The sequence below is a fragment of the Lysinibacillus sp. BS3 genome, assembly GCF_039614735.1.
GTDB lineage: Bacteria > Bacillota > Bacilli > Bacillales_A > Planococcaceae > Lysinibacillus > Lysinibacillus capsici.
In genome coordinates this window covers 4,321,701-4,335,453 of record NZ_CP154860.1, presented here as the reverse complement: position 1 = coordinate 4,335,453, position 13,753 = coordinate 4,321,701, and the positions used below count along the sequence as shown (strand labels likewise).

The window sequence follows — 13,753 nt, the reverse complement described above, 5'->3', positions numbered from 1 at the left end:
GTTAGTTTCGCTCCTTTCCGTTATTATTAAGCATTGGGTTCATTTTTTTCTGGTTTATCATTGCTTACTTTTGAGATAGAGTCGCGCATCGCTGTATCTGCTTGGATATTGCGATAGTTCATATAATCCATAATGCCAAGATTACCAGAACGTAAGGCTTCAGCCATCGCTTGTGGTACTTCCGCTTCTGCTTCTACTACTTTTGCCTTCATCTCTTGAACACGTGCAATCATTTCTTGCTCGTTTGCTACAGCCATTGCACGACGTTCCTCAGCTTTTGCTTGCGCAATGTTTTTATCAGCTTGTGCTTGTTCAATTTGTAATTCAGCCCCGATGTTTTTACCGATATCTACATCCGCAATATCAATGGATAAGATTTCAAAGGCTGTTCCTGAATCCAAACCTTTAGATAAAACCGTTTGTGAAATCATATCTGGATTTTCTAATACTTCTGTATGACTAGTAGCCGAACCAATTGTAGAAACGATCCCTTCCCCTACACGGGCAATAACTGTTTCTTCACCAGCACCACCGACTAAACGCTCGATGTTGGCACGCACGGTAATACGAGCCTTTGCTTTTACCTCAATCCCGTTCATTGCTACACCTGAAATGAAAGGTGTTTCAATAACTTTTGGATTAACAGACATTTGAACAGCTTCTAATACATCACGCCCAGCTAAATCAATTGCTGCACAACGTTCAAATGACAGCTCAATATTGGCACGGTGAGCCGCAATTAAGGCATTCACTACACGGTCAACATTACCACCTGCTAAATAGTGACTCTCTAACTGATTAATCGTTACAGGTAAACCTGCTTTATGTGCTTTAATCAACGGATTAACAATTCGAGAAGGGATTACACGACGCAATCGCATCCCAATTAATGTAAAAATGCTCACACGTACACCTGCTGCTAATGCAGAAATCCACAATGCAACGGGTACAAAGGTAAAGAATACCGCAAGCACAATGAATAAAATAACTAGTCCAGCAATAGGACCAATCAAAGCTAAATCAAAACCCATTTTCTATTCCTCCATCTCTTTATCTGTTTGTCTCACAACAATGCGTGAGCCTTCAACTTTAATAATTTCTACATGTTGATTGGCATCGATATAGCCACCTTCTGATACAATATCAATGCGTTCACTACCAAGTACCATTGTTCCAGATGGACGAAGTGGTGTAAGCGTTTTCCCAATTTTTCCTAACAGTTCTGTGCGATTCACATTGGATACATACCCTTCTTCTGTCGTGGTTGCATCCATTAACACAAGCCTGTTTAAGACATGCAGTTTTTTTCCGAAAAATTTCATCAGAATCACCATTCCTATCATCGCTATCACAAGCGCAATGAGAATTGCTACTATCATTTGCATCATATTTGCACCTGCCAGTATCAGACTTAGTACTATTAAGACACCACCTAAAATACCAACAATTCCACCAGGGACAAAAAACTCTGCAATTAAAAGGGCTAAGCCAACAATAAATAACAATAATGTTTCATATCCCGCAAAGCCGGCCACCATATGTCCAAAGAAAAATAAACCAAGTGCTGATAAGCCCATTATACCTGGAACACCAAATCCTGGCGAATAAAGCTCCATCACAAGTCCTAAGCTAGCGATAGACAATAGAATAGGTACAATGATGGGATTTGTAATAAAACGAGCTAACTTTTCAGAAAAGGTTGGTTCAATGGGAACAACATCACTACCATTCAAGTTGGTTACTTCTAAAAGCTCCTGAAAATCGTTAACCGTCCCTTCAGAATATTTAACCTTTGCTGCCTCTGAGGCTGATAGGGTTAACAAATTCTTTCCGCCAGCACGGTATTCTGGTAGTTCATAGTTGGTATCTGCCATTGCTAATGCATACTTAGGGTCGCGCCCTGACGTTTCTGCTGCTGCTTTCATTTGAGCAAGCCAAGCGCTATTGGCCTTTAGGTCGGCTGCATTACCTGCTGAATCGATAACTGCCGCTGCACCGATTGTTCCATTTGGAACCATGTAGATCTCATCCGCATGTAAGGCTAAAAACGCTCCTGCTGAGTGCGCATCCTTATTAATATAAGCAATCGTTTTTATTTGCGTTGCATCCATAAGCATGGCGATATCGCTTGCTGCATTCACAAAACCGCCAGGCGTATGTATTTCTAAGATAATCGCCTCTGCATTGTTTTCTTCAGCCTCTTTAAAAGCTCGTTCTAAAAATGCATGAAGTCCTCGCTCTACTTCATTATGAATCGGAACATGATAAACCTTATTACTGGCTAAAGCCGAAGTTAATGGAAACGCTAACAAAAGAGTCATCCATATCACTAGTAAATAGCTGAGGATTCTCCGTTTTCGCATCTTTTTCCCTCCCTTCTAACATGCCTCTCCTCTGTATATACGGTCAATCATGCGAAAAGTTTCACAAATCTTAAAAAATTTATTAATTATTTATCATTCGATCTAATGCCAATTACTAACACTTAGTATGTGCAAAAAAGCCGAATGAATCAAAGTGATTTCATTCGGCTTTTTCATATGTACGTAAAGTTGAGCAATGTAAAATACCTGAAATTAATCAAAAATGTGATTAATTTCAGGTATAACTTTGTCTGCTCAGTGAATCATACAATTGCGTGTTATGAACGTAGGGATTTTTAATGGGAAATTAAATTACCACTTACGTTTACGTGCAGCTTCTGATTTCTTTTTACGTTTTACGCTAGGTTTTTCGTAGAACTCGCGCTTTCTAACTTCTTGAATTGTACCACTTTTTGATACAGTACGTTTGAAGCGGCGAAGAGCATCTTCAAGCGATTCGTTTTTGCGAACGACAGTTTTTGACATCTCTCTTTCCCTCCCTCCGAACACACGTCAATACACAATTAGGCAAATCACCTTCTGTTGTGTACTAAAAAATTATATCGTATTGTCTAATAATGGTCAATAGAAAGTATGCGAAATTATCAAGTGAATTTTTGGTTTTATTTTTGCTCGAATTATTCATACACAATTCGCCCACAATAAAAATAATTACATTTTCCTAACAATTAAGGGGTTTACAAAAAATAGAATAAGGGCGTAGAATAATCACATTCAATTTCATATCGGCCAAATCTCAACTATTTGAGAACGGAGGAACCAATCTTTTGGGGTTAATTCTGCTTTAGCAGAAGGGATGAGAAAGCTCTTTCGCCATCCTACCCGTCAGCTAACTTCGTCGGCTAAAGCGAAGGAGGTCGTTATTGACCACCATTATTAGCATGCTTTCTACCCTTTTCATGCTCTAATCGTAGGTCTTTTTATTATGCCATCTAACAAACAGTTGTTTACTATTCAGAATTGAGGGAAAATTAAATGAACAATTTTAAAAGAGCATTAAATCCTCCCAAAGTTCTTGTATTGGGCTTTGCCCTTATCATTGCCATAGGTACGTTTCTTTTAACAATGCCATTTTCTACTGAGGATGGGAAGGGTTTGCCCTTTTTAGATGCTTTATTCACTGCTACATCAGCTACTTGTGTCACAGGTTTAATTGTAGTTGATACAGGTGATACCTTCTCTATTTTTGGCGAAGTGGTCCTTTTATTCTTAATCCAAATTGGCGGTTTAGGATTTATGACATTTGCCACATTATTATTTTTACTGCTTGGAAAGAAAATTTCATTAAAAGAAAGACTGCTGCTTAAAGAAGCATTTAATAATATCTCCATTGCTGGTCTTGTTCGATTAGTGAAAAGAATATTGCTCTTTACAGCATGTATTGAAATAATCGGTGGTCTAATTCTATCGATTCGTTTTTCTTTTGATATGCCTATTGGAAAGGCCCTTTATTTTGGATTTTTTCATGCCATATCCAACTTCAACAACGCGGGCTTCGATTTAATGGGTGGCTTTAACGGAATGACTGCCTATGTTGATGACCCCTTTGTTGTTTTCACCATCTGTGCTCTTATTACAATCGGTGGATTAGGCTTTATTGTGATGAATGAATTGTATGAATATCGTGTAACTAAAAGGCTTTCTGTCCATTCAAAAATAGTCTTAGTAACGACACTTTTGCTCACTGTTAGCGGAACCATTTTGATATTTTTGTTTGAGTATGGCAACCAAAAAACTCTTGGACCATTATCCGAATGGGGTAAAGTATTAGGTTCCCTTTACCAAGCGGTTACACCACGAACTGCTGGCTCCAATACACTGGCTATTGGGGACTTAACGCATTCTACATTATTTTTAATGATTCTTTTCATGTTTATTGGGGCAGGCTCTGGGTCGACTGCTGGAGGTATTAAAATCACAACCTTTGCTGTTTTAGTAGCTACTATGTGGTCACAAATTCGAGGAAAAGAAGATGTCGTTCTCTTTAAACGTAGAATTGTTACTGAAACTATCTTAAAGGCTTTGACGGTTACAATGTGTGGAGGATTAATTGTTGTAGTCGTGACGATTATTCTCAGTATCACGGAACAGCATCATAGCTTTATGATGTACTTATTTGAGGCTACCTCTGCGTTTGGTACTGTTGGTCTTTCGATGGGCCTAACTCCAGAGCTAACACCTGCTGGTCGTCTTCTTCTGATTATTACAATGTTCGCAGGAAGAGTAGGACCATTAACCATTGCTTTTGCCATTGCAAAACGAAGAAAAAAAGAGAGTTTCCGCCACCCAAAAGGAAATATTATGATTGGATAACCAAATGAGAGGAAGACAGAACGCTATGACCATTAAACAATACGCTGTGATTGGCTTAGGTAGATTCGGAACAAGCGTCGCTCGCAGATTGCATGAAGCTGGACAGGAAATATTAGGAATTGATATAAATGAAGAAAGAGTAGAGGATGCCGAACCCTATGTGACTCACGCTGTGGTTGCAGATACAACAGAAGAAAAAGCCTTAAAATCGATTGGTATTGGTAACTTCGATTGTGTTATCGTAGCGATCGGTAATGATATGCAATCTAGTATTTTAACCGTCTCTTTATTAAAAGAGCTAGGGATCAAAAAAGTGATCGCAAAGGCACTTGGTAAAAGACATGGACAAGTGTTAGATAAAGTAGGAGCTGATTGGATTATTTACCCAGAAAGAGATATGGGTGAACGTGTAGCTAATCAACTCCTATCCCCAAATATGTTGAATTATATCGAATTATCAAAGGAATACAGCATTGAAGAAATTATGATTCCTTCCAAAATGGCTGGACAAAACCTTCGGGATTTAGACTTGCGCGCAAAATATAACGTCAGTGTAATTGCGATTGTGCGCGAAGGTGAAATTATTATCTCCCCTTCTCCTGAGCAAATTATTGAAAAGGAAGATTTATTAGTAATGATTGGTCATCGAAAAGATCTTAGCTTATTCTCAAATATTCAGTAACCGCAAAAAGGCTGTGTCAAGTTCACCTTGATACAGCCTGCCATTTTTGTCTTAGAAAACTTTCTTTTGATCTCTATCATCTTTTAAAATTTCAACAGCCTCTCTAAAGCGCTGGGAATGAACAATTTCCCGTTCACGTAAAAACTTCAAGCTATCATTTAAATCCGTGTCATCTGATAAGTCAATAATCCATTGATATGTGGCACGTGCCTTTTCTTCGGCTGCTATATCCTCATACAAATCCGCGATAGGGTCACCCTTTGCTTGAATATAGGTTGCTGTGAATGGTACCCCCGAGGCGTTTTGATAAAATAGAGCCCGATCGTGATTTACATAATGATCACCCAATCCAGCTTCTTTCAGCATTTCTGGTGTTGCATCTTTTGTTAGCTTATAAATCATCGTGGCAATCATTTCTAAATGTGAAAATTCCTCTGTTGCTATATCGGTCAATAACCCTACTACTTTGTCAGGAATCGTATAGCGCTGATTCATATAGCGTAGAGCTGCTGCCAGTTCCCCATCCGCTCCTCCATATTGTTCAATTAAAAACTTTGCAAGCATTGGGTTACATGTACTAACTTTTACCGGATACTGGAGTTTCTTTTCATAATACCACAAAGATTTTTCCTCCTAGTCTTTTGTTTAGACTTGCCATGGCCATGGTGTATCAATCCAGTTAAAAGGATAATTCGAATAGCTTCTCCCAAAATTCATGAGTGGTCCATATTTTTGCTCAAAATCAATTTTAAGTTTCATACTTTTCTCTGTATTTTCATTAAATTGCTGAATGGCGTCATAATCGTGTGGATGAGTGTCTAAATAGAGGTTTAATTCAACAATGACGAAATCAATTGCTTGTATTTCTTCTAATTGCTTATAAAATTCGGGCGGCATCTTTTTAGTCATGCTTCCTCCCTCCTTTTAGGGGAAATGGGTATGGGCTAAACAACTGTGGCCATAGTGTTCCTGCCATTAGCGCTTCTCTGGCGGTTGGAAATTGTGGAAGTCCAGGTGGTTGAAAACCCATATATAGTTGTGGGGGTGTTGCATAATACTTAACTTCTATAGGCTTACAAGGATCAAAGGGGCTAATATAGGGCCTCCAAGACTTATACTGTGTAAACATGACATCCTCCTTTCTGTATTTACATTCATCAGTGGAGTATATGTGTATAGAAAATTATTATGCTGATTAAACACAAAGAAGCCATAAGCTCATGTCAATGTACACATGAGCTTATGGCTCTATAAAAAGATAATATTAATAGTTGGAGTCTGCAATTAAACCATTCATAATAGCTACACCAGAGCTAGCCCCAATACGAGTCGCACCTGCTTCTACCATTTTTTTCATGTCCTCTAAGCTACGAACACCACCTGATGCTTTTACACCAAGTTCTGGACCTACAGTTTTACGCATAAGCGCGATATCCTCTGCTGTTGCTCCACCAGTAGAAAAACCTGTAGATGTTTTCACATAGTCAGCACCCGCTGCTACAGCTAACTCACATGCCTTCACTTTTTCTTCGTCTGTTAGTAAGCATGATTCAATAATGACTTTTACAAGTGCGCTATCTTTAGCTGCTTCTACCACTGCTGCGATATCTGCTTGTACAAGGTCATAGTTTTTATCTTTTAACGCACCGATATTAATAACCATATCTACTTCTTTTGCACCGTTAGCAATGGCGTCTTTTGCTTCAAATGCTTTGACTGCTGGTGTATTGGCACCAAGTGGGAAGCCGATAACCGTACAAACTAACACGTCTGTACCCTGTAATAATTCACTGCTTCGCTTTACCCAAGTTGGATTTACACAAACAGAAGCAAAGTTAAATTGTTTAGCTTCAGCACATAATTTTTCAATTTGTTCTTTTGTTGCCTCAGCCTTTAATAATGTATGATCAATCATACGTGCAAAATTTTTTTCCATTGTTGAACGCTCCTTCATTAAACAAGATGTACGTACCTCTTCGAATCATATCATTTTTTCGCGATGGCGTCTAATTTCTTTCTATATAATGAACACCCAAATATAAACATTCCAGAACGAGTCATGTTTATCTGAAGTCCTCAAAAGATTATATAGAAAGTGATAACTTAATTATTTCACAAAAAAATCTTATATGTACTGATTTTATAAGGATTATGTTATCATAAATCACGTATCTAAAATATGTACAACGAAAAACTTATTAAATGTTTGGAAACACAAGGTAATGTGAATTGAAAGGATGATATATATCATGAGTAACGAGCGATCAAAAATCGTGAGTTTTCATACTCTAGGTTGTAAAGTAAATCATTACGAAACAGAAGCAATTTGGCAGCTGTTTAAAGAAGAAGGCTATGATCGAACAGAATTTGATCAACAAGCAGACGTTTACGTCATTAATACATGCACAGTTACGAATACTGGAGATAAAAAATCACGTCAGGTTATTCGTCGAGCAATTCGCCAAAATCCGGATGCAGTTATTTGTGTAACAGGATGCTATGCACAAACATCCCCTGCAGAAATTATGGCAATCCCTGGTGTTGATATTGTTGTTGGAACACAAGATCGTACGAAATTACTTGGTTATATTGAACAATATCGTGCGGAACGACAACCGATTAATGCTGTACGTAATATTATGAAAAACCGAGTATACGAAGAATTAGATGTACCAGCATTTACAGACCGTACACGTGCTTCGTTAAAAATCCAAGAAGGCTGTAACAATTTCTGTACATTTTGTATTATTCCATGGGCACGTGGTTTAATGCGTTCTCGTGACCCACAAGAGGTATTACATCAAGCACAGCAATTAGTAGATGCTGGTTATCTTGAAATTGTCTTAACTGGTATTCATACAGGTGGCTATGGTCAGGATTTAAAAGATTATAATCTTGCTCAATTACTACGTGATTTAGAGGCCAATGTAACAGGCTTAAAGCGTCTTCGTATTTCATCTATTGAGGCTAGTCAATTAACAGATGAAGTAATTGAAGTACTACGTGAATCAAAGATTGTCGTGAATCATTTACACATCCCTATTCAATCTGGTTCTGATACGGTATTAAAACGTATGCGTCGTAAATATACAATGGAGTTCTTCGGTGAACGTTTAACAAAATTACATGAGGCTTTACCTGATTTAGCTGTTACTTCTGATGTAATCGTTGGTTTTCCAGGTGAGACAGAGGAAGAGTTTATGGACACATATAACTTTATTCGCGATCATAAATTTTCTGAGCTACACGTTTTCCCATTCTCTCCTCGTACAGGAACCCCTGCTGCACGTATGGAAGATCAAATTGATGAAGACATTAAAAATGAGCGTGTGCATCGACTCATCTCTTTAAACGATCAGCTAGCAAAAGAGTATGCTTCTCGTTTTGAAGATCAAGTGCTAGAAGTTATCCCTGAAGAATTTGTGCATGATGACAGTGAAGAAGAAGGCCTTCTAACAGGCTATACAGACAATTACTTAAAAGTAGTTTTTGAGGGTCCAGAAAGTCTAATCGGACAACTTGTAAAAGTAAAAATTACACAAGCAGGCTACCCTCACTCAAAAGGACAATTTGTACGCGTTTTAGAAACAGTGAAATAAATAGTGAAAAAAGGGTTGCCAATTTTATATGGCAACCCTTTTTCCTTTTAATGAAGCTAATCATTCACTTGTATTTGATTTTTCATAATATTGATAAATGCTTTTAAAGATTGACAGCTCCTATAAGAAAATTAGTAGTACAAACAAAATATCCATCTGTACTACCAGCTTTCTTAATATATTATAATATTCTACTGTCCTCTAAACTAGCATTTATCAAGGACTAGGAGGAGGTGTAAGTCCTAAAAGAACAGGCGTTATTACGCTACTGCCAGCACCAAGGCGGATTTGTTGCACTTGCAATACTTTTACAGTAAGTTCTAAGACAATTTTTTCACGTAATGTGCTGAATGTCCCTTCAGGAGCCGCCATAATCGGTGAAAAATCAAGTTCAAAGAAGTTGGCAGCTACTAATTCACCAAATGGTTGTTCATTGTATTTAACAAGATTTTGGAAGAAAGCCTTATCTAATCGAGCATCCATTTGTGTTCTTTCGTTAAGGAAGTTCGCTTCAGCAAACTCGGAAATGCCTAAGATTGGTGTTGCGCCTCCAGGTGTTTGTGGGAAAATAAGATCTGTAAAACCAGAAAACGGAACGTCAGCAATTCTATCTCGAAGTGCCCCATTACATGCTGATGAAGCATATTCAATATTTTTCCGAATATGTCCTGCTACAAATAATTTAGCTCTTGTTACTCTAAAGAAATCAGTGCCACCAATACGTGCAAAGCTAACTGGTACAAGTTTCACTTGATTTAGGAAGACATTCTTTTTCACTCGTTTGATTTCTGTAGCAGCAGGGCTAAGTGTAATATCCGACTCAACAACGATTTGCAGTGTTGGTTCTGCCAATACAACTGGAACTTTGATAGTTGGCGTTGTAACTGGAGTAGTGACTACTGGTGTAATCTCATTCGTTAATGGAATTTGTTCAGTTGATGTTACAGGACAAGGTTGAAATTGGCTTTCTAATTGATCGCTCAAAAAATTCCCTCATTTCATTTTTTTAGTATTAGAGAGCTCTCCTATCGCTAGAATATGTAGCATTTAAATCTATACATGGACGTATATATTAGTTTTATATTCATTTTATTTGAATTAAGGGATAAATTTCTATAACCCTCCATTACCTTGCCAGTCAAACAGTACTTTAATTTTTTGTACTTGTAACATTTGGATAATTAATTCTAATACTATATTTTGACACAATCGATTGGGATGAATGGCTGACTTATTTTGCGTATTAGATACCCTATACTCAATATTATGCTGTATGTAGCCTTCTATAAATAAATTCCCCTTTAATACAGTTCTTGTTCCATTTCCCAATGACTGGGATCTATGAATAGGTACAAATCTACAATCGGATAGTACTACCTCATTTGTGATCTCTTTAACCTCTTCAATTCCTTTATCAAAAGCAATTTTTTCCTCCATACATATTTCTATTTTGTATTCCCCTAGCACAACAGGAACTCGTATATGTATAAAAGGCTCAGAGGAATTAATTTCTCCTTTTTTAATTGCTTGTGAGTTATGTAAGGGAACTACTACTGATTTAAACGGATGCTGCTCACTACCATTTTTTTTATTAGTATCCGTGCTCATTAAAGAAATCATTTGATTAATGTTGGAGCTAACCAAACGACAATCTGGTTGTTCAGGGTAAATCGAAATCGTTTGGAGTAGCTTCGTCTGAAGTTGGGGAGATAGGTTATCATTTAAATCAAGAAAATCAAATATTGTATTTTGAACATTTTCACCATAAATAGGAGCATGAAGAAAATCGTTAATTTCTACATAAGTAGAAAAGGGACTTTTTTGGATAATGGTGCATACTTCTCCTTGTAAAGACTTTGCAATCTCTTTATTACGATTTGGAGGATTGTTTTTCTCCTTTTCTTCTATATCATCCAAATGCATATTATTTTCAGCCTCTGACAGAGCTCTATTGAAAGATTTTGGATTATTGTCTGATTGGGCTGTTGAATTTTGTTCTTCAAGGGAGTTCTCATCACTATCTAGTAGATGGTCAATTTCTACCTTTGTTGGACTGGGTACACTTTGATTGCATGCTATCTGGTCTAAAGTTAATTCCTCTACATGGTTCTCATCCATATGTCGGAAATTTTCTTCGTTCTCCTTAACATTCGCTTCTATAGGTATGGGTATGGACGCTAATTGCTCTATTAAGGTCACTTTTGTGTGACTCTCATCGATATCTAGAGGATGTTCGTTTTCTTGCTCAACATTTGTTTCTTTAGATATAGGTAGATCTTCATTAGATGCTAATAGCTCTGCTAAGCTAGCATCCTCCCTGAAGTTCTCAAAATTTGGGTGATGTTCGTTTTCTTCCTCAATAATCGGCTCCATAGGTTCGGGGAGCTCTTCATTAGAGATTATATGGTCTGTTAAAGTTGATTCCTCTGTAATTGGTTTATCTTCTATTTCATCAAGCAGATTATTATTTCCATTAAAAGTCTGTTCAAATGGAGATTCGTCATCTATTTTAGTTTGATACCTCCACTCAGTGTATTTATTTTGTTTAGAGGATATTTTTTTCATCTCTCTAAAATTAATCCATGGAGTTGCCATTCATTCACTCCCAAATAATGATTTGACAAAAAAAGCATAACAATCAATTTTTAATCCATTAGCTAATTCTTCTGATGCGATTATGTTAGGACAATTGAAAATCTACAATACTAATTACAATCCATATTATGCAATATTTTTACTTTTGTCACAGTCCCCACCAAGAGATACAATTGGAAAGCGCATGTCCTTATCTTGCCAAAAAAAAGCAGTTAAAAGTTCGAGTAAAAGTGAACTTTCAACTGCCCAACAACATATTTGATTTTATATCAGTATTATTGTTACAATTTTTGCTCCACTACATAAAAAAATTAACAAGGCTCAGTAGGCGGAATCATATCAGGAACAATTGGTGTTGCTGGTGGAGTAAGCCCTGGTAGAACAGGTGTTACTACACTACTTCCAGCGCCCAAACGGATTTGTTGAACTTGCAATACTTTTACAGTAAGTTCTAATACAATTTTTTCACGTAATGTGCTGAATGCTTCTTCAGGAGCTGCCATAATCGGTGAAAAATCAAGTTCAAAGAAATTGGCTGCTACTAATTCACCAAATGGTTGTTCATTGTATTTAACGAGATTTTGGAAGAAAGCCTTATCTAATCGAGCATCCATTTGTGTTCTTTCGTTAAGGAAGTTCGCTTCGGCAAACTCAGAAATGCCTAAAATTGGTGTAGCGCCTCCTGCTGTTTGCGGAAATATAAGATCTGTAAAACCTGAAAACGGAACATCAGCAATTCTATCCTGAAGGGCCCCATTACATGCTGATGAAGCATATTCGATATTTTTCCGAATATGTCCTGCTACAAATAATTTAGCTCGTGTTACTCTAAAGAAATCAGTGTTAGCAATACGTGCAAAGCTAACTGGTACCAATTTCACTTGATTTAGAAAGACATTCTTTTTCACTCGTTTAATCTCTGTCGCTGCAGGACTAAGTGTAATATCGGACTCGACAACGATTTGCAGTGTTGGTTCTGCCAGTACAACTGGAATTTTAATAGTTGGCGTCGTAAGTGGTGTAGTAACTAGTGGTGTAATCTCATTCGTTAAGGGTATTTGTTCAGTTGATGTTACTGGACAAGGTTGAATCTGATTAAATTGTTCACTCAAAAAATTCCCTCATTTCAATATAGTATTAGTGAGCTCTCCTATCGCTAGAGTATGTCGCAATTAAATCTATGTATGGACATTGAACTTGTTCTTTTACATATTTTATTTGGAATGTTTGAGGTTGTGATTTTCCCGGTTGATCTTACACAATGGGCTAAAACTCCATTTAAGCAGGGATTTAACGCAGACCCCCTTCAAATATGATTTACGTAAAAAAACCACTTAATAATATTAAGTGGCTTTCTCTAAGTTATGTTGATAATAAATTATACATAGCTGTTATTCAAATTCATAGGATATGGCAGACAGTGCGTATAATGGCGCTGTTTCTGCTCGTAAAATTCTCGGTCCTAATGACATCGTTTGAGCGCCTGCTTGTAATAGCGCTTCTGATTCTTGACGAGAAATGCCCCCCTCAGGACCAAAGATAATAAGCATTGATTTCGACTTCATATCATACACGTTTTTTAGCTTCTCCGCAAACCTTGTGCGCTTTTCAGCCTTTGCATCCTCTTCATCAGCAATAAAAACGGCATCGAAATGATCTATTTGTTGTACTAGCTGTTTAAATGATATAGGTTCAAAAACTGTTGGAATATGCGTACGGTGAGCTTGTTCCGCAGCTTCCTTAGCAATTTTCTGTAATCTTTCTTGCTTTTTTGCTCCTTTTTTCTTGTCCCATTTCACAATGGAGCGCTCAGCTTCAAAGGGTAATAAAGCAAACATTCCTAGCTCTGTGGCTTTTTGGGTAATAAGCTCCAGCTTATCACCCTTCGGTAAACCACATGCTACTGTTACTTGAATGGGTAACTCTGGGGAAGGGATTGTTTGTCCAGTCGCTTCAATGACAACCTCATCCCCTTCAAATCCTTCAATTGTGCATATATACGCAGTGTTTTGTGCAACAACTACAATGTTGTCGCCTTGCTTCATACGCATCACTCGTTCAATATGCCGTGCATCTTCTCCACTAATACGTGCATTTTCGATAGCTGTCTCAATAAAATAACGTTGCATGCCACACAGTCCTTTCTAGCAAGAAAGGAAAACGCCAAATCACAAGCACAC

General features: G+C 37.5%; 14 protein-coding genes and 1 riboswitch. Of the genes, 3 read left to right on the top strand and 11 right to left on the bottom strand.

Going from position 1 to position 13,753, the window contains the following annotated elements:
• Positions 1–26: 26 nt before the first annotated feature.
• From floA to rpsU, 3 genes are all read right to left on the bottom strand, one after another.
• Complete coding sequence (gene floA / locus AAJG31_RS21580; RefSeq protein WP_016994103.1) at positions 27–1,031, bottom strand: flotillin-like protein FloA; 1,005 nt, start codon at positions 1,029–1,031, stop codon at positions 27–29.
• 3 nt (positions 1,032–1,034) lie between these two features.
• Positions 1,035–2,363 (bottom strand): nodulation protein NfeD, encoded by a 1,329-nt coding sequence (locus AAJG31_RS21575; RefSeq protein ID WP_066036448.1) that lies wholly within the window; start codon positions 2,361–2,363, stop codon positions 1,035–1,037.
• A 312-nt stretch (positions 2,364–2,675) separates the two neighbouring features.
• Positions 2,676–2,849, bottom strand: a complete 174-nt coding sequence (rpsU, locus tag AAJG31_RS21570; protein ID WP_004227078.1) for a 30S ribosomal protein S21 — start codon at positions 2,847–2,849, stop codon at positions 2,676–2,678.
• Positions 2,850–3,101: 252 nt separating this feature from the next.
• Positions 3,102–3,243: riboswitch (cyclic di-AMP (ydaO/yuaA leader) on the top strand.
• A 116-nt stretch (positions 3,244–3,359) separates the two neighbouring features.
• Here rpsU and AAJG31_RS21565 point away from each other — a divergent pair.
• Both AAJG31_RS21565 and AAJG31_RS21560 read left to right on the top strand, forming a co-directional pair.
• Positions 3,360–4,697 carry a TrkH family potassium uptake protein gene (locus AAJG31_RS21565; RefSeq protein WP_048392187.1) on the top strand — a complete coding sequence of 446 codons (1,338 nt, stop codon included), beginning with the start codon at positions 3,360–3,362 and terminating at the stop codon, positions 4,695–4,697.
• A 25-nt stretch (positions 4,698–4,722) separates the two neighbouring features.
• Entirely contained in the window at positions 4,723–5,379 is a 657-nt protein-coding gene (locus AAJG31_RS21560; protein WP_004227067.1) for a TrkA family potassium uptake protein, read from the top strand.
• 51 nt (positions 5,380–5,430) lie between these two features.
• On the opposite strand, the gene AAJG31_RS21555 is transcribed toward AAJG31_RS21560, so the two are convergent.
• The 4 genes from AAJG31_RS21555 to deoC all read right to left on the bottom strand — a co-directional run bounded on the left by AAJG31_RS21555 (position 5,431) and on the right by deoC (position 7,315).
• Positions 5,431–6,000 carry a manganese catalase family protein gene (locus AAJG31_RS21555; RefSeq protein ID WP_004227065.1) on the bottom strand — a complete coding sequence of 190 codons (570 nt, stop codon included), beginning with the start codon at positions 5,998–6,000 and terminating at the stop codon, positions 5,431–5,433.
• 24 nt (positions 6,001–6,024) lie between these two features.
• Positions 6,025–6,288, bottom strand: a complete 264-nt coding sequence (locus tag AAJG31_RS21550) for a spore coat protein CotJB (protein ID WP_016994107.1) — start codon at positions 6,286–6,288, stop codon at positions 6,025–6,027.
• Positions 6,281–6,508, bottom strand: a complete 228-nt coding sequence (locus AAJG31_RS21545) for a spore coat associated protein CotJA (RefSeq protein ID WP_004227061.1) — start codon at positions 6,506–6,508, stop codon at positions 6,281–6,283. Before AAJG31_RS21545 ends, AAJG31_RS21550 begins: the two co-directional genes overlap by 8 nt.
• A gap of 135 nt (positions 6,509–6,643) precedes the next feature.
• Positions 6,644–7,315, bottom strand: coding sequence for a deoxyribose-phosphate aldolase (deoC, locus tag AAJG31_RS21540; protein WP_048392186.1), 672 nt, complete (start codon positions 7,313–7,315; stop codon positions 6,644–6,646).
• Between the two features lie 313 nt (positions 7,316–7,628).
• Here deoC and mtaB point away from each other — a divergent pair, with 313 nt between their 5' ends.
• Entirely contained in the window at positions 7,629–8,978 is a 1,350-nt protein-coding gene (gene mtaB, locus AAJG31_RS21535) for a tRNA (N(6)-L-threonylcarbamoyladenosine(37)-C(2))-methylthiotransferase MtaB (protein WP_048392185.1), read from the top strand.
• Positions 8,979–9,194: 216 nt separating this feature from the next.
• Here mtaB and AAJG31_RS21530 read toward each other — a convergent pair whose 3' ends face one another.
• The 4 genes from AAJG31_RS21530 to AAJG31_RS21515 form a co-directional block, all read right to left on the bottom strand.
• On the bottom strand, positions 9,195–9,962 hold the full coding sequence (locus tag AAJG31_RS21530) for a CsxC family protein (protein ID WP_054550096.1): 768 nt from the start codon (positions 9,960–9,962) through the stop codon (positions 9,195–9,197).
• 129 nt (positions 9,963–10,091) lie between these two features.
• Positions 10,092–11,573: a BC_2427 family protein gene (locus AAJG31_RS21525; protein ID WP_066036449.1), complete on the bottom strand. Its 1,482-nt coding sequence runs from the start codon at positions 11,571–11,573 to the stop codon at positions 10,092–10,094.
• 311 nt (positions 11,574–11,884) lie between these two features.
• Complete coding sequence (locus tag AAJG31_RS21520; RefSeq protein WP_048392182.1) at positions 11,885–12,685, bottom strand: CsxC family protein; 801 nt, start codon at positions 12,683–12,685, stop codon at positions 11,885–11,887.
• 279 nt (positions 12,686–12,964) lie between these two features.
• Positions 12,965–13,702: a 16S rRNA (uracil(1498)-N(3))-methyltransferase gene (locus AAJG31_RS21515; protein WP_279495606.1), complete on the bottom strand. Its 738-nt coding sequence runs from the start codon at positions 13,700–13,702 to the stop codon at positions 12,965–12,967.
• Between the last annotated feature and the right edge of the window lie 51 nt (positions 13,703–13,753).

Bases quoted from the DNA above. Each gene is read 5' to 3' on its own strand.
- AAJG31_RS21550 (WP_016994107.1), bottom strand. From the start codon at position 6,288: ATGACTAAAAAGATGCCGCCCGAATTTTATAAGCAATTAGAAGAAATA.
- AAJG31_RS21560 (WP_004227067.1), top strand. From the start codon at position 4,723: ATGACCATTAAACAATACGCTGTGATTGGCTTAGGTAGATTCGGAACA.
- AAJG31_RS21515 (WP_279495606.1), bottom strand. From the start codon at position 13,702: ATGCAACGTTATTTTATTGAGACAGCTATCGAAAATGCACGTATTAGT.
- floA (WP_016994103.1), bottom strand. From the start codon at position 1,031: ATGGGTTTTGATTTAGCTTTGATTGGTCCTATTGCTGGACTAGTTATT.
- AAJG31_RS21565 (WP_048392187.1), top strand. From the start codon at position 3,360: ATGAACAATTTTAAAAGAGCATTAAATCCTCCCAAAGTTCTTGTATTG.
- AAJG31_RS21525 (WP_066036449.1), bottom strand. From the start codon at position 11,573: ATGGCAACTCCATGGATTAATTTTAGAGAGATGAAAAAAATATCCTCT.
- AAJG31_RS21545 (WP_004227061.1), bottom strand. From the start codon at position 6,508: ATGTTTACACAGTATAAGTCTTGGAGGCCCTATATTAGCCCCTTTGAT.
- deoC (WP_048392186.1), bottom strand. From the start codon at position 7,315: ATGGAAAAAAATTTTGCACGTATGATTGATCATACATTATTAAAGGCT.
- mtaB (WP_048392185.1), top strand. From the start codon at position 7,629: ATGAGTAACGAGCGATCAAAAATCGTGAGTTTTCATACTCTAGGTTGT.
- rpsU (WP_004227078.1), bottom strand. From the start codon at position 2,849: ATGTCAAAAACTGTCGTTCGCAAAAACGAATCGCTTGAAGATGCTCTT.
- AAJG31_RS21575 (WP_066036448.1), bottom strand. From the start codon at position 2,363: ATGCGAAAACGGAGAATCCTCAGCTATTTACTAGTGATATGGATGACT.